General features: G+C 65.6%; 14 protein-coding genes. 11 read left to right on the top strand and 3 right to left on the bottom strand.

Annotation, left to right across the window (positions count from 1 at the left end; translation table 11 throughout):
* The first annotated feature begins 51 nt into the window (after window positions 1–51).
* From K2Y56_RS04345 to K2Y56_RS04360, 4 genes are all read left to right on the top strand, one after another.
* Complete coding sequence (locus K2Y56_RS04345; RefSeq protein ID WP_292505502.1) at window positions 52–1,725, top strand: electron transfer flavoprotein-ubiquinone oxidoreductase; 1,674 nt, start codon at window positions 52–54, stop codon at window positions 1,723–1,725.
* 145 nt (window positions 1,726–1,870) lie between these two features.
* Complete coding sequence (locus K2Y56_RS04350) at window positions 1,871–3,715, top strand: tetratricopeptide repeat protein (protein ID WP_292505504.1); 1,845 nt, start codon at window positions 1,871–1,873, stop codon at window positions 3,713–3,715.
* Window positions 3,716–3,806: 91 nt separating this feature from the next.
* The gene (locus K2Y56_RS04355; RefSeq protein ID WP_292505506.1) at window positions 3,807–4,682 is read left to right on the top strand and encodes a 4-(cytidine 5'-diphospho)-2-C-methyl-D-erythritol kinase; all 876 of its coding nucleotides are present in this window, start codon (window positions 3,807–3,809) and stop codon (window positions 4,680–4,682) included.
* Window positions 4,683–4,887: 205 nt separating this feature from the next.
* The gene (locus tag K2Y56_RS04360; RefSeq protein WP_292505508.1) at window positions 4,888–6,513 is read left to right on the top strand and encodes an EAL domain-containing protein; all 1,626 of its coding nucleotides are present in this window, start codon (window positions 4,888–4,890) and stop codon (window positions 6,511–6,513) included.
* A gap of 27 nt (window positions 6,514–6,540) precedes the next feature.
* Here the strand turns inward: K2Y56_RS04360 and K2Y56_RS04365 are convergent, their stop codons facing one another.
* Complete coding sequence (locus tag K2Y56_RS04365; protein WP_292505510.1) at window positions 6,541–7,563, bottom strand: polyprenyl synthetase family protein; 1,023 nt, start codon at window positions 7,561–7,563, stop codon at window positions 6,541–6,543.
* Between the two features lie 229 nt (window positions 7,564–7,792).
* Between K2Y56_RS04365 and K2Y56_RS04370 the strand changes: the two genes are divergently transcribed.
* The 3 genes from K2Y56_RS04370 to K2Y56_RS04380 all read left to right on the top strand — a co-directional run bounded on the left by K2Y56_RS04370 (window position 7,793) and on the right by K2Y56_RS04380 (window position 9,705).
* Window positions 7,793–8,017, top strand: coding sequence for a DUF2007 domain-containing protein (locus K2Y56_RS04370; RefSeq protein ID WP_292505512.1), 225 nt, complete (start codon window positions 7,793–7,795; stop codon window positions 8,015–8,017).
* The gene (locus K2Y56_RS04375) at window positions 8,014–8,754 is read left to right on the top strand and encodes a methyltransferase (RefSeq protein WP_292505513.1); all 741 of its coding nucleotides are present in this window, start codon (window positions 8,014–8,016) and stop codon (window positions 8,752–8,754) included. Before K2Y56_RS04370 ends, K2Y56_RS04375 begins: the two co-directional genes overlap by 4 nt.
* A gap of 90 nt (window positions 8,755–8,844) precedes the next feature.
* Window positions 8,845–9,705 carry a S49 family peptidase gene (locus tag K2Y56_RS04380; protein ID WP_292505514.1) on the top strand — a complete coding sequence of 287 codons (861 nt, stop codon included), beginning with the start codon at window positions 8,845–8,847 and terminating at the stop codon, window positions 9,703–9,705.
* A 3-nt stretch (window positions 9,706–9,708) separates the two neighbouring features.
* Here K2Y56_RS04380 and K2Y56_RS04385 read toward each other — a convergent pair whose 3' ends face one another.
* Window positions 9,709–9,969 (bottom strand): hypothetical protein, encoded by a 261-nt coding sequence (locus K2Y56_RS04385; protein WP_292505516.1) that lies wholly within the window; start codon window positions 9,967–9,969, stop codon window positions 9,709–9,711.
* 216 nt (window positions 9,970–10,185) lie between these two features.
* On the opposite strand from K2Y56_RS04385, the gene K2Y56_RS04390 reads away from it, so the two are divergent.
* The 4 genes from K2Y56_RS04390 to K2Y56_RS04405 all read left to right on the top strand — a co-directional run bounded on the left by K2Y56_RS04390 (window position 10,186) and on the right by K2Y56_RS04405 (window position 14,302).
* Window positions 10,186–11,118 (top strand): glycine--tRNA ligase subunit alpha, encoded by a 933-nt coding sequence (locus tag K2Y56_RS04390; protein WP_292505518.1) that lies wholly within the window; start codon window positions 10,186–10,188, stop codon window positions 11,116–11,118.
* The gene (locus K2Y56_RS04395) at window positions 11,115–11,390 is read left to right on the top strand and encodes a hypothetical protein (RefSeq protein ID WP_292505520.1); all 276 of its coding nucleotides are present in this window, start codon (window positions 11,115–11,117) and stop codon (window positions 11,388–11,390) included. Before K2Y56_RS04390 ends, K2Y56_RS04395 begins: the two co-directional genes overlap by 4 nt.
* 300 nt (window positions 11,391–11,690) lie before the next feature.
* Window positions 11,691–13,817, top strand: coding sequence for a glycine--tRNA ligase subunit beta (gene glyS / locus K2Y56_RS04400; protein ID WP_292505522.1), 2,127 nt, complete (start codon window positions 11,691–11,693; stop codon window positions 13,815–13,817).
* 248 nt (window positions 13,818–14,065) lie between these two features.
* Complete coding sequence (locus K2Y56_RS04405; RefSeq protein ID WP_292505523.1) at window positions 14,066–14,302, top strand: hypothetical protein; 237 nt, start codon at window positions 14,066–14,068, stop codon at window positions 14,300–14,302.
* A gap of 43 nt (window positions 14,303–14,345) precedes the next feature.
* Here K2Y56_RS04405 and K2Y56_RS04410 read toward each other — a convergent pair whose 3' ends face one another.
* Window positions 14,346–14,846, bottom strand: a complete 501-nt coding sequence (locus K2Y56_RS04410) for an N-acetyltransferase (RefSeq protein ID WP_292505525.1) — start codon at window positions 14,844–14,846, stop codon at window positions 14,346–14,348.
* Between the last annotated feature and the right edge of the window lie 341 nt (window positions 14,847–15,187).

The following is a 15,187-nucleotide window of genomic DNA, read 5'->3' on the forward strand; positions in this document are numbered from 1 at the left end:
ACGCGCCACGGCGCTGGATCGGGTTACGTGAATTTTGGGGAGACATCGAGAATGGCGCTGCCGGAACGCGAGGCGATGGATTTCGACGTGGTGATCGTGGGTGCAGGGCCGGCTGGCCTCGCTGCAGCGATCCGCCTGAAACAGCTCTCGGCGGAGACGGGAAACGAGATCAGCGTCGTCGTCGTCGAGAAGGGTTCGGAGGTCGGCGCCCACATCCTGTCGGGCGCGGTGATCGATCCCCTCGGCCTAGACAAGCTCGTTCCGGAATGGCGCGACGATCCCGACAGGCCGCTCAAGACCGCCGTCGAGCGCGACGAGTTCATGATGCTGACGAAGAACAGCGGCGTCACGATGCCGAACCTGTTCTTTCCGAAATTCATGAGCAACCACGGCAACTTCGTCGGGTCGCTGTCCAACGTCACGAAATTCCTGGGCCGCAAGGCCGAGGAGGTCGGCGTCGAGGTCTATCCGGGCTTCCCGGCTTCGGAGATCCTCTACGACGAGAGGGGGGCTGTCGTCGGCATCGCCACCGGCGATCTCGGCATCGGCAAGTCCGGCGAGCCGCGCGACGACTACACCCGCGGAATGGAATTGCGCAGCAAGTACACGGTCTTCGGCGAAGGTGCTCGCGGCTCGCTCACGAAGACGCTGATCGACCGGTTCAGGCTCAACGCGAACAGCGACCACCAGAAATACGGCCTCGGCGTCAAGGAGCTGTGGCAGCTCTCGCCCGACAAGTTCCAGCCGGGTCTCGTCCAGCACACCATGGGTTGGCCGTTGCCGAACAAGGCCGGTGGCGGCTCCTGGCTCTACCATTTCGACGACCACCTGCTTTCGGTCGGCTTCGTCACACACCTGAACTACGAGAACCCGACCCTGTCGCCGTTCGAGGAGTTCCAGCGCTTCAAGACCCACCCGATGATCCGCGAAGTCTTCGAGGGCGCCAAGCGCATCGGCTACGGCGCCCGCGCGATCATGGAGGGCGGCTGGCAATCGGTGCCAAAGCTCGTCTTCCCAGGAGGCTGCCTCGTCGGCGATTCCGCCGGCTTCGTGAACGTGCCGCGCATCAAGGGCTCCCACAACGCGGTCCTGTCCGGCATGCAGGCGGCAGATTCCATCGCCTCGGCCTTGGCGTCCGGACGCCAGGGCGACGAGCTCGCCGACTACGATGCCGGTTGGCGCGACAGCGAGATCGGTCGCGACCTGAAGCCGGTGCGCAACGTGAAGCCGCTGTGGTCGCGCTACGGTACCCTGGCCGGCGTCGGCCTCGGCGGGCTCGACATGTGGGCGAACACCATCCTCGGCGTCTCGCCCTTCGGCACGCTCGGACACGGCAAGCCCGATCATGCCTGCACCAAGCCGATCGCCGAGGTGAAGCCGATCGTCTACCCGAAGCCCGACGGCGTCCTAACCTTCGACCGCCTGTCCTCGGTCTACCTCTCGAACACCAACCACGAGGAGGACCAGCCGCCACACCTCAACGTGAAGGATATGGGTCTGCAGAAGGTCTCAGAGCACGACGTCTACGGAGGACCATCGGCACGCTACTGCCCGGCCGGCGTCTACGAATGGGTGGCGGAAGCCGCGGCTTCAGACGGGGTGCGCTATCAGATCAACGCGCAGAACTGCGTCCACTGCAAGACATGCGATATCAAGGACCCCAACCAGAACATCAATTGGGTCACGCCGGAGGGTCCGGGCGGGCCGAACTACCCGAACATGTGAGCGCCAAGGCGCGACGTCGCCCGCCATCCTTTCGCCTTGCGGGGATGGCGGGAAGAGTCCAGTGTCCGCGCCCGATCCGACGCTGGCCTGAACCGCCGGCGAGGCCCTCGCGGAGCCGGCACGCGCGCACATGAACGGAAGACCGATGACCGCACACGCTGCACGGCGGACCCTTCTCGCCTTCTCGCTTCTCGCAACGGTGGCCCTGCCGGCTCACGCACAGGCGACGCAGCCTCGGGAATCGACACCCGTATCGAGCTTCGAGCCGGCGGAGTCCCTGGAGGGGAACTTCCTCTCCGCGTACATCGCCGGTGCCTCGCGAGACACGGCCGCAGCGGCAACCTTCTATCGCGAGGCCCTGAAGGCCGATCCTCGCAATGCCGAGCTTCAGGAGCGCGCTTTCATCTCGCTGCTGGCCGATGGCGCTCTCCCGGACGCATTCCGGACCGCCGAGCGCCTGACCGCCAAGGACGGCTCCAACGGACTCGCGCAGCTCGCCTTGGGCGTGCGCCAGATCAAGGCGGGCCAGTTCGCTCAGGCACGCCAGAACTTCGCCCGCAGTGGCCGAGGCGCGGCTGCCGACCTCACGGGAACGCTGCTCTCGGCCTGGTCCTATGCGGGCGCCAACGACGCCAAGCGGGCGATGGAAACGGTCTCCAAGCTCAAGGGCGAACGCTACTACAATACATTTCGCGACTATCATGCCGGCTTGATCGCCAGCGTTGTCGGAGACCAGGCCGAGGCCGAGCGCCGTCTGAAAGCGGCCTACGACGCCGATCGAAACACGCTTCGCATCGTCGACGCCTACGGAAGGTTCGAGGCGCAGGCGGGCCGCACCGATCTGGCGATCCAGGCCTATACCGAATTCGACCAGCTGATGCCCCGCCACCCGATCGTGCGTGACGGCCTGGACAAGCTCAAGGCCGGCAGGCCTCTCGGGCGTCTCGTCACCACCGCACAGGAGGGCGCGGCCGAGGTGCTCTATGGCCTCGGGTCGGCCGGCTCGACGCAGGGCGACGAGTTGCCTGCAGTCGTCTATCTGCGTCTTGCCCTCTACCTCGCGCCCGACCACGCTCTGGCCCGCCTCACCCTCGCCGACCTCCTCGACAGGATGAAGCAGACCGAGCGGGCCAACGAGGCCTATGCTCAGATCCCCGCCGCCTCGCCGCTTCGCCTGAACGCCGACATCCAGATCGGCCTAAACCTCGAGCAGATGGGCAAGGGCGACGAGGCGCTCCAGCACCTCAATGCCGTGATGAAGGCACATCCGAACGATATCGACGCGGTTACCGCATTGGGCAACGTCCAGCGCTCGCGCAAGAAATACGCGGAGGCCGCGGCGACCTACACCAAGGCCATCGACCTCATCGGCGCTCAGCCGGCCGCCAGCTACTGGACGACCTTCTATTTCCGTGGGACCGCCTATGAGCGGGCCAAGGAATGGCCCAAAGCGGAAGCCGACCTCAAGAAGGCGCTCGAACTGGTTCCGCCGACCCAGCCCGGCGCCCGTGCCCAGGTGCTGAACTATCTCGCCTATTCCTGGGTCGATCAGAACATCAACATCGACGAAGCCTTCACCATGCTGAAGCAGGCGGTGGATGCGAGCCCCCGCGACGGCATGATCATCGATAGCCTGGGCTGGGCGTACTTCCGCCTCGGCCGTTGGGACGACGCCGTTCGTGAGCTGGAGAAGGCGATCGAACTGAAGCCGGGCGACCCGACGATCAACGACCATCTCGGCGACGCCTATTGGCGGGCCGGCCGTCGGCTCGAAGGCAAGTTCCAGTGGCAGCACGCCAAGGACCTGAATCCTGAGCCCGAAGATCTCGAGAAAATCAACGCCAAGCTCAAGGACGGCCTTCCCGAGCTCGACAAGCCGGCCGCCACCGCGGAGAACCCGCCGCCCGCACAGGCGAACCCAGAGCTCCCTAAAGGCGCGCCCGCCCCGAACGAGCCGCCCGGTGCCGCGGACAAGAAGAGCGGAGGCTGACACGGAAGCGCGGCAGCTTGACCTCCTGGGCTCCGCCCAGCCATAGGCGGCGAGCTAGCCTGTTCACCCACCTTTGCCCTACCGAGGGTCCGTGTCCCGTCTCGTCACCCGTGCCCCGGCGAAGGTCAACCTGAGCCTTCATATTCTCGGACGCCGGGAGGGGGACGGCTACCATGAGCTGGAAAGCCTAGTAGCGTTCACCGGATCGGGCGACACACTCATCCTCGATCCCGGTTCCGACCTTGCCCTGACGACGTCTGGTCCGACCGCAGGTCCGGCCGGCCCCCTGGACGACAACCTCGTCATCAGGGCCGCTCGACATCTCGCTTCAGCGATGCCGAACCTGCATTGGGGTCACTTCCATCTCGTGAAGCGCCTGCCTGTTGCCGCGGGGATCGGGGGCGGGTCTTCCGACGCCGCCGCTGCACTGCGGCTGCTCGCTCGTCACAACGATCTTGCGATCACTCATCCCGCTGTCATCGAGGCCGCGCGCCGCACCGGAGCCGATGTGCCGGTATGTCTGGAGCCGAGAGCGCGGATGATGTGCGGGGCCGGAGAGAGTGTCGGCGAAGCAGTCGACTTACCGCCGCTCCCTGCACTCCTCATCAACCCGGGAGTTGCAGTCTCGACGGCACCGGTCTTCCGGGCTCTGGGACTGGCAGTCGGTGCGCGCCATCCGGGCTTGGCACACCCTGCCATGACCACTTGCTCGAACAGGGATGCTGTCATCGCCGCCCTCGAACCTGCGCGCAACGATCTCGAGGCGCCTGCGCTTACGGTCGCACCGGTGATCGGCGCAGTGCTCGAGACACTGCGTGGACAGCCCGGCTGTCGCCTCGCCCGGATGTCCGGTTCCGGAGCCACCGCCTTCGGCTTGTTCAGCGATCGAACGGCTGCCGTTCGGGCCGCGCGCAGGATCCGTGCGGCTGAAGCTGGATGGTGGGTGAAGCCTGTCGTGCTCCGCTGATGCACAGCACTTGTTCAACGGAACTGCCGGGCTGCGAAGTACTCGCGGTTATCGTGTATAAATCGGTATTCTGAATCGATTTGATCGACCGGTTTGAAACGGGAAAATTCGCTAGATTTCGTTGTCCTGCCGGTCCCTGCTCGTGCCTCGTTTACCGCCGTGAAAGGGGCGGAACGGTAAGGCTGGTCTCCAAGGAGATCAGCGAATGAGAGACGACACATCCGCGTCCTGGGCCGAGGGCGAGCTGCGCGAGCTGCTTTCGCTGATGATGATCGGTGCCTGCATCTGGATCATCGGCACGCAGCTCGGGGTGTTCACGGTCGTTCTCTCCTTCATGACCCTGCATGGGCTCGAGCACATGATGTTGCTCGCCATCTGCATGACCCTTGGCGTCGTGGTCGCTGCCGTGCGCAAGTCTCTGAAGCTTCGCCGCGTCATGATGGCTCGCGATGGAGCCCAGGCCCATGCCGAAGCGGTCGCGCGCCACGATGCGATGACCGGACTTGCCAACCGCCGGCTCTTCCGTGAGCTGCTGGACATGCGCATCGACGGAGCGAGGGGTGTCCCGAGCATCGCGGTGATTCAGATCGATCTCGACCGCTTCAAGCCGATCAACGACGTTCACGGCCATGCCGCCGGTGACGCCGTCCTCTGTGCGGTCGCCGATCGTCTGCGACTCGTCATTCCTGCCGGAAACACCGCTGCTCGCCTCGGTGGCGACGAATTCGCCGTCCTGTTCGACTACGGCATCGATACGGACGGCGTGAGCCGGCTTGCCCAGCAGATCATCACGACCTTGTCGCAGCCGATCCCATGGGGCGCCGGGCATCTCGAGATCGGCGCGACCGTCGGCATCGCCCTCGCTACAGTCGAAACTTCGACCGCCGAAGCTCTCCTGCATGCCGCCGACGTGGCAATGTACCAAGGCAAGCGCGACGGACGCAGCACTTACCGCTTCTTCCAACTCGAGATGGGGCACGCGCTCAAGGTGAGAGCTCGCCTCGAACAGGAGCTGCGCACGGGTATCGAGCGCGGCGAGATCGAACCGTTCTACCAGCCGGTGGTGGCGCTGCCAGGACGCGAACTGATTGGATTCGAAGTGCTGGCGCGCTGGCGTCATCCCGACCATGGATTGATGAATCCGGCCGATTTCATCACTCTGGCTGAAGAGACCGGCATGATCGCCGACCTGAGCTGGTCCTTGATGCGCCAGGCCTGCTGGGATGCCCGTTCCTGGCCGTCTCATCTCCAGCTCGCCGTCAACATTTCACCGCTGCAGCTTCAGGACAAGCAGATGCCCGAGCGGGTGCTTGCGATCTTGACCGAGACGGGCTTCGCTCCGAGCCGACTGGAGATCGAGATCACCGAGACGGCGCTCGTCAATGATCTCGAATCCGCTCGCATTGCATTGAAATCGCTCCAGAATCTCGGGGTCCGCATCGCGCTCGACGATTTCGGCACAGGCTATTCCAGTCTCTACCACCTGCGCGAGCTCCAGTTCGACAAGCTCAAGATCGACCGAAGCTACGTTTCGTCGATTCCGCTTGGCTCCGAGCGGGCAAGGCTCGTCGACGCCATCATCGCGCTCGGCTCCAGTCTCGGTCTCGTCACGACGGCCGAGGGGATCGAGAACGCGTCGAGCGTCGATTGGCTGGCCAATCAGGGCTGCACCTACGGACAGGGCTACCTGTTCGGTGCGCCTCTGGGCAAGCAGGCCACCGACCTGCTGCTCGCCGAATGGTCCGACAAGGACGGCAACGTGGTTCTCGACGGCGCAGCAGAGGCCCAACGCCAGGAGATCGCTGCCGAGGCGGCCATGCGGGCCGCCTGACGAAACAAAATCCGGCTGTTGCTCCGCTCAGTGGGCCCGAGCGATGCAGAAGTCGACGACCTTGAGGAGTGCCAGCTTCATCGGGCTGTTCGGAAACAGCGCCAGCGCGTCACGGGCCATCGCCCCATAATGGCGGGCGCGCTCGATCGTATCGTCGAGGGCTTTATGGCGACGCAGGATGGCCAGGGCCGTGTCCAGGTCGGCATCGGTCACCTCGCCCTGTTCGAGCGTCCGGCGCCAGAACGACCGCTCCTCGTCGCTGCCTCGGCGGAAGGCGAGGACGATCGGCAGGGTGATCTTACCCTCGCGAAAATCGTCGCCGACATTCTTGCCGAGCGAGGCGCTGGTGCCGCCGTAATCGAGGGCGTCGTCCACGAGCTGGAAGGCGATGCCGAGATTCATTCCATAGGAGCGGCAGGCCGCCTGTTCCGCCCGCGGGCGATCGGCGAGGACCGGCCCGACTTCGCAGGCGGCGGCGAAGAGCTCTGCGGTCTTGGCGCGGATGACGGCGAGATACTCGTCCTCGCTGGTCTCGGTGTTCTTGGCGGCGGTGAGCTGCATCACCTCGCCCTCGGCGATGACGGTGGCTGCCGCCGAGAGGATGTCCAGCGCTCGGAGCGAACCGACTTCGACCATCATCCGGAAGGCCTGGCCGAGGAGGAAGTCGCCTACGAGGACGCTGGCCTCGTTGCCCCACTTGATGCGGGCGGCGACCCGGCCGCGGCGCATGTCGCTCTCGTCCACGACGTCGTCGTGAAGGAGCGTCGCCGTGTGCATGAATTCGACGCTCGCGGCGAGCTTCACCGCCCCCTCCCCCCCGGCATAACCGCAGAGGTCGGCGGTCGCGAGGGTGAGGATCGGGCGCAGGCGCTTGCCGCCCGAGGCGATGAGGTGATTGGCCACCTCCGGGATCATCTCGACCTCGGAGCCCGTCCGGGACAGGATCGTCGCGTTGACGCGCTCCATCCCTTTGGCCACCAGCGCGACGAGATCGTTCAGGCTCGCTTCCGGATCGGAGCGGCCCTCATCGAAGGGAACCACGACACCCAATGGGCCTAGCCTCCATGCTGACCGAGCCCGCGATAGGACCATGCCGGCCGCGGCCCGCTCCGCCGTCCTCGGCGCCCGCGGGCTCACCTCTCAGGCTCCCCATGGCATGCTGCCCCCGCGCCCGCAACACGCAGCATGCCGCAACGAAACCGGCTAAGCCTTTCCCCCCAGGCGGCCGCCGTTGGCCTGTTCGCGCCCATTCCGACGGGCGACCGGAGACACGATCCTCATGACGGAACTGATCCGCAGCAACGACATCGTCCTGATGGGCTTTGCGCAATCGCTTCTCGAAGGCGCCGATATTCCCGTCCTCGTCGCGGACCAGCACATGAGCCTGCTGGAGGGCTCGATCGGAGCTTTCGCAAGACGGCTCTTGGTTCCCGACGACCATGCCCGGCAGGCGCGGCGGCTGCTCACCGATGCGGGTCTCGCCCACGAGCTGCGAGCTCCGTGACCGACCAGGCAGACCTTTGGTTCGGCGGGCGCCTGCGGCTACGCCAGCCCGAGCGCGGTGGCCACCGGGCCGGGACCGACGCCGTCCTGCTTGCCCATCTGTTGAGGCCGGATCCAGGCGCTACGATCTTCGATCTCGGAGCCGGGACGGGCGCGGTGGGCCTTGCCGTTGCGCTCCTACATCCGGAGTGCCGAGTGGTCCTGGTGGAGCGGGATTCCGGGCTCACCGGGCTGGCGCGCGAGAATGTCGAGAACAACGGGATGACCGGCCGTGTGAGAGTCGTCGAGGCCGACATTCTGAGTCCAGGCCGCGAACGTCATTCCGCAGGTTTGACGCCCGGAATGGCCGATCTCGTCCTCACGAACCCCCCCTTCTTCGACGAGGCTCGCCATCGGAACTCGCCACATCCAGGCAAGCGAGACGCTCACAGCTTCGGTAAGGGTGACCTCGACGGCTGGGTCCGAACCTGTGCCGACGTGCTCGCTGCCGATGGCAGGCTGGGCCTGGTGCATCGGGCTGATGCCCTCGGCCAATGCCTCGACGCATTGGGTAACCGTTTTGGCGCCATCGCGGTCCGTCCCGTCCATGCGCGCGACGATCGCCCCGCGATCCGAATTCTGGCGACGGCCCGCAAGGGGAGCCGCGCGCCCATGATGCTGCTGCCGCCGCTCGTCCTGCAGGATGCGGAGGGGCGCTTCACGCCGGCCGTGGAGGCTATGCATCGCGGTGAGGCATGAGAGCGGTCGGTGCGGCGACGGGGAAGCCGCGGTCCGAAACCGAGCCGTGGTAAGGCTGCAGCCAAGTGACGACGAGGCGATCGAGGACCCATGGCAACGGCTTTTTCGAAGTGGCTCAGGACGTTGGTACCGGCGCGCTGGCGCAAATCCCCGCCGCGGATCGCAATCATTCGCCTTAACGGCGCGATCGGTGCCGTTTCTCCGTTCAGGGCTGGTCTGTCCATTGCCGGCCTCGCCGGCAGCCTCGAACGGGGCTTCACGCTGAAGGGCGTCACCGCTGTCGCCCTTGTCATCAATTCCCCTGGCGGATCGCCGGTGCAGTCGCATCTGATTTACCGCCGCATCCGGGCACTGGCGGCCGAGAAGAACCTCAAGGTCTTCGCCTTCTTGGAGGATGTGGCGGCTTCGGGCGGCTACATGATCGCATGTGCCGCCGACGAGATCATCGCCGATCCTGCCTCCCTCGTCGGCTCGATCGGCGTCGTCTCGGCGGGGTTCGGGTTCGACAAGCTGATCGAGCGCGTCGGCATCGAGCGCCGCGTCCATACCCAGGGCGAAGCCAAGGCGATGCTGGACCCGTTCCGGCCCGAAAACCCCGCGGACGTGGAGCGGCTGCTCGAGATCCAGGCCGACGTGCAGGAACTCTTCACCAAGCTGGTCCGCGAGCGGCGCCCGAACTTGCCCGAGGGTACACACCTATTCACTGGCGCGGTTTGGACCGGCCGTCAGGCTCTGCCTTTAGGACTGGTCGATGGCCTTGGGGATCTGCGCGCGACAATGAGGGAACGCTACGGCGACAAGGTCGAGTTGACTCTCGTCGCCGATCGCCAGGGCTCGCTCCTTGCCCGCATACTGCGCCGGGCGACGCCCGGCGGTACAAATGCGAGCCTTGCCTCGGAGGCCATAGGCGCCCTGGAGGAGCGAGCGCTTTGGGCGCGGTTCGGTCTCTAGGCCTCAGCGCGAAGCGGTTGTGCAGGCGGGCGAGGCGTAGCCGGCATAGACCACACGAATCTTGCGCTGACAGGTCTCGACGGCAGCGAGAGCGACCACAGGAGCCGCAACGGGCGCCACCTCGATTGCAGTCACCGCAGCGGGCATCTCGGCGACATCGGTGTGCTCGGGCGTAGCGAGGGCGTTCGTGGCGCTCATGACGAAAGGTGTCGCGGCGAGAGAAGCGACGACGAGCGCAGCGAAGACGGTGACGGACTGGCGCATGACCTTGTGCCCTGATTCTGGGGACTGTCTCGAAGACGACCCCAACCCCTTGATTGCTGCATAAACTTGGCTGCTGGCGTACAGTTCCGCTTGCCCTTCGGAATCGTGGCAGAATTGTGTGCCGGGCCGCACATCTTCGCGGAGCGTCGGGCGTTGACAGGGCGCGCTCCCCCCTTAAACGCTGGCCGTCCCTCGAACAGACCGGACACGAAGACCATGTCGAGCGCCATCGATCTCGCACCGAGAACATCGTTCCAGGGCCTGATCCTGACGCTGCAGAACTTCTGGGCAGCACAAGGCTGCGTCATCCTGCAGCCTTACGACATGGAGGTCGGCGCCGGGACCTTTCATCCGGCGACGACGCTGAGGGCATTGGGACCGAAGCCCTGGAAGGCCGCCTATGTCCAGCCCTCGCGCCGCCCAAAGGACGGGCGTTACGGCGAGAACCCGAACAGGCTGCAGCACTATTACCAATTCCAGGTCATCCTGAAGCCGAACCCGCCGAACCTCCAGGAACTCTACCTCGCCTCGCTCGACGCCATCGGCGTCGACCTGGAGCTCCACGACATCCGCTTCGTCGAGGACGATTGGGAAAGCCCGACGCTGGGCGCCTGGGGTCTCGGCTGGGAATGCTGGTGCGACGGAATGGAGGTGAGCCAGTTCACCTATTTCCAGCAGGTCGCCGGCTTCGAATGCGCGCCGGTGGCGGGGGAGCTGACCTACGGGTTGGAGCGCCTCGCCATGTACGTCCAGGGCGTCGAGAACGTCTACGACCTCAACTTCAACGGCGGCGAGGGCGACGAGAAGGTCTCCTACGGCGACGTCTTCCTCCAGGCCGAGCAGGAATATTCGCGCCACAATTTCGAGGCGGCCGACACGGCAATGCTCTTTCGCCAGTTCACGGACGCGGAGAAGGCCTGCCGCAGCTACCTCGAAGCCGGCGCACCGGCTTCGGAGACCGAGCGCCACCTGATGGCGCAGCCGGCCTACGACCAGTGCATCAAAGCAAGCCACGTCTTCAATCTGCTCGACGCCCGCGGGGTAATCTCGGTGACCGAGCGGCAGAGCTACATCCTGCGGGTGCGGGAACTGGCAAAAGCCTGTGGGGCGGCGTGGCTGAAGACGGCGGGCGGAGGAATGGCGGCGTGAGAAGCATCCATCGGAGACGCGTTGCGACTGCTCTCGCTCTGATCCTCCTAGCAGGCCCAGTCCTGGGGCAATCCGCGACGAACCCGATCGAGACGGTCCGCGCGGTCTACGCGGCGGACGACATCAACGATCTGCGCTTCCTCGCTCGCCCCTTGCGAGGATTGTTCGAGAAGGATGCCCAGGAGGCGAAGGGTGAGGTCGGGCGGCTCGGCTTCGCCTATCACCTGAACGGCCAGGACCGGCAGGACGGCCTCGCAAAGACGCTTCGGTAGAGCCTCGTCGCCGCCGACGACCAACGGGCCGAAATCCAGGCGCGCTTCACGAACGGCACTCCGCAGGACCTGCGCTACGACATGGTGAAGGAAAACGGCAGCTGGATGGTGGCCAATGTCCGCTCGCTCACCAAGGAGCGGTGGGACCTCGTCGCGATCATGTCGACGCGCTGATCCGGGCGTCGCCGTTCTCGACAGGGTTCACGCGCCTCTCTACACGGGCTCCACTAAGCCGGCCCCGCCGGTTCTCGGCAACCCACGACGCGGCCCAGACGAGGCTTGCGTCCAGGCCCCCGGACCATGCCCGATCTCCTCCTCGAACTGCGCTCCGAAGAGATTCCCGCCCGCATGCAGCGGCGCGCGGCCGACGACCTCAGGAAGCTCGTCACCGACGCCCTGGTCGAGCGCGGCTTCCTCTACGAGGGCGCCAAGGCCTTCGCGACGCCGCGGCGCCTTGCGCTCCACATCGCCGGGCTGCCAGCCCGCGGCCAGGACGTGCGCGAGGAGCGCAAGGGCCCGCGCGTCGGCGCGCCGGAGGGGGCCGTTCAGGGCTTCCTCAAGAGCGCCGGGCTCAACAGCCTCGACGAGGCGACGATCGTCACCGACCCGAAGAAGGGCGAGTTCTACGTCGCCGTCATCGAGCGGCCCGGCCTTCCGACCCTCGACGTCCTCGCCGAGATCCTGCCGCAGATCATCCGGTCCTTTCCCTGGCCGAAATCGATGCGCTGGGGCGCAGCCTCTGCGAAATCCGGTTCTCTGCGCTGGGTGCGCCCGCTGCAATCCATCGTCGCCACCTTCGGGCCCGAGACCGAGACGCCCGACGTGGTGCCCTTCTCCATCGACGGGATCGAGGCCGGCACCACGACCTACGGCCACCGCTTCCTCTCGCCCGGCCCGATCGAGGTGCGCCGCTTCGACGATTACGTCCAGGCGCTGGAGCGCGCCCACGTCGTCCTCGACACGGATCGGCGCAAGGACATCATCCTGCACGATGCCCGCGACCTCGCCTTCGCCCGCGGCCTCGACCTCGTCGAGGACGAAGGCCTGCTGGAGGAGGTCGCCGGGCTGGTGGAATGGCCGGTCGTGCTGCTCGGCACCTTCGACGAGGCCTTCCTCGAAATTCCCGCGGAGGCGGTGCGGGCGACGATCCGCGCCAACCAGAAATGCTTCGTGCTGCGCAAGAGCGGCAGCGAGGAGCTCGCCCCCGCCTTCATACTGACCTCGAACCTCGTCGCCAGCGACGGCGGCCTCGCCATCACAGCGGGCAACGAGCGGGTGGTGCGCGCCCGGCTCTCGGATGCGCGCTTCTTCTTCGAGACCGACAAGGCGGTGAAGCTCGAGGACCGGCTGCCGAAGCTCGACAGCATCGTGTTCCACGAGAAGCTCGGGACGCAGGGCGAGCGGGTAAAAGGCCTTGTGTCCCTGGCGCGAAACGTGGCTTCGCACATCGGCGCCGACCTTGGTCTCGTTGAAATCGCAACGCGACTTGCAAAGGCCGACCTCGTCACTGAGATGGTCGGTGAATTTCCTGAGCTTCAGGGATTCATGGGGCGGTGTTACGCCGAACTGCAGGGCGAAGATCCTAGTGTCTCGGCTGCCATCGAGGAGCACTACAAGCCTGTTGGTCCTAGCGATCGCGTGCCGATCGACTTGGTCTCGGTGGCCGTGGCCCTGGCCGACAAAATTGATACGTTGGTGGGGTTCTGGGCCATCGATGAGAAGCCAACCGGGAGTAAAGACCCCTATGCTCTGCGTCGAGCCGCGTTAGGTGTCACGCGGATCATTGTAGAGCGGCAGCTTTCCTTGAAACTCCGATCGGTGCTGGAGGACGCCGATTTCTTTTTAAGTGAAGAGCGCGTCGCCGCGCCGGCGCGGGAGGAGAACGAGTATCTTTCAGACCTCCTGTCCTTCTTCGCTGACCGTCTCAAAGTCTACCTCCGCGACCAAGGCGCCCGTCACGACCTGATCGATGCCGTCTTCGCGCTGCCCGGTCAGGATGACCTCCTCATGGTCGTCCGGCGCGTCGAAGCGCTCGGTCAGTTCCTCGACACCGAGGACGGCAAGAACCTGCTAGCCGGCTACAAGCGCGCAGCCAACATCCTCAGGATCGAGGAGAAGAAGGACGGCCGCAGCTACGAGGCCGAGCCAGACCGGGCGCTGATCGCGCAATCCGGCGAGCCGGAGGAGCGGGCCCTCTCGGAAGCCCTGGTGACGGCCCGCGAGGCTGCGTCCGCCGCAGTGGCAGCCGAGGATTTTTCCGGCGCGATGCGTGCGCTCTCGACCCTTCGAGTGCCGGTCGATGCTTTCTTCGAGAAAGTGACGGTCAATTCCGACGACCCGCGCCTTCGCGAGAACCGCCTCTATCTCCTCAACGCGTTGCGCGCCGCCACCCGCGAGGTCGCGGATTTCTCGAAGATCGAGGGCTGAGGCACGTCCCCTCCCCTTGTGGGGAGGGGCGGGGGTGAGTGGTTCCGCTGGGCTCCGCAACGGGTCACCCAATGACCCTACCTCCAGCTCCTTCCCATAAGGGCGAGGAAAGCGGCACGACAACCGTAGCGCTCTAACAGTACATTTCGCGGAACGACTCCAAGTAGAATTCGGCAAATCATCCAGGACCAACCGGAACGGTACGGCCCCCCTCGCCGTTACGGCGCATCATCCTGATGGAGAGATGCATGCGTTATTCAATCTTAGCCGTTGCCGTGCTGGCCCTCTCGGGCGTCTCCGCCGCCCAGGCTCAGACCACCGTCATCGAACGTGGCGGTCCCGACCGCGTCGTCGTCGATCGTCCGGCCTCCGAGTCCAGGACCGTCGAGCGCCGCGAGACCAGCGATGGCTGCCGCACCAAGACGGTGACCAAAGAGAACGAGCTCGGCGATCGCAAGTCGGTGACCAAGGAAAGCTGCGACTGATCCTTGCAGTCCCATCCCTCTCCCCTCGTCGGGGAGGGGGTCTCTAGAGCGCCTTTTCGTAGCGCCAGGCCTCCATCCCGTCCTCGTAGTAATCCTCGATGACGGCGAAGCGCTTATAGCCGTGGCGCTCGTAGAGGCGGATGCCGGCGCCGTTATCGGCCCGGACTTCGAGCCGCAGCGCCGCGCAGGCATGGATGCGCGCATCCTCCTCCGCCGCTTGCAGCATGATCGTCCCGAGTCCGCGGCCGATTCGTGTCGGCGAGACCGCAATCGAGGACAGGCGCGAGAACCGGGTGCCGCGACGGCGTTCCAGTGTCGCAGCGGCGACCAAGACCTCGGCCCCTTCCTTTTCGTCATCTACCGCCACCAGAACCGACATACTGGCCGACCGGATCGCATGGCGGATCGCACGGCGTTCGGCCTGATCGCTGGCGAAGGCGGCGTGTTCGAGGGCCACGAGGGCGTCGAGATCGTCGAGGGTCGCGAGCCGGATCGTCGGTGTGCCTGCGGACTTCTTATGCGACTTTGCAGAGCGGGTGGGCACGGTCATTGTCCTGCGCTCTGAGGCCATCCGGCTCGGGCTCGAGTTGCGGGCTTGATGGCGCGTCCGCCGCAACTTGGGAAGGCCTAAAGCCCTTCCGCGGCGTTTCTGCAACAACCGCCGGCAACCGCATATTATTTGTGCTGAGCCGGCTGTTTATCCTTGTGGCAGGAACGGCCCGACCGTATATCGCGCTTGCCCAATTTCGCACGTGCCTGTGGCCGCGTGTCGGTTGGTGGGCATCCGGCCAACTGCCGGACAGCCGCCAGGGGTCTTAAAGGATCGATGGTCGATAGGGTGGATTCCCTCCGGCCGGCATCCAGGTGGCAACACCGGACCCCGAC

The sequence above is a fragment of the Methylobacterium sp. genome (assembly GCF_019745455.1).
Classification (GTDB): domain Bacteria; phylum Pseudomonadota; class Alphaproteobacteria; order Rhizobiales; family Beijerinckiaceae; genus Methylobacterium.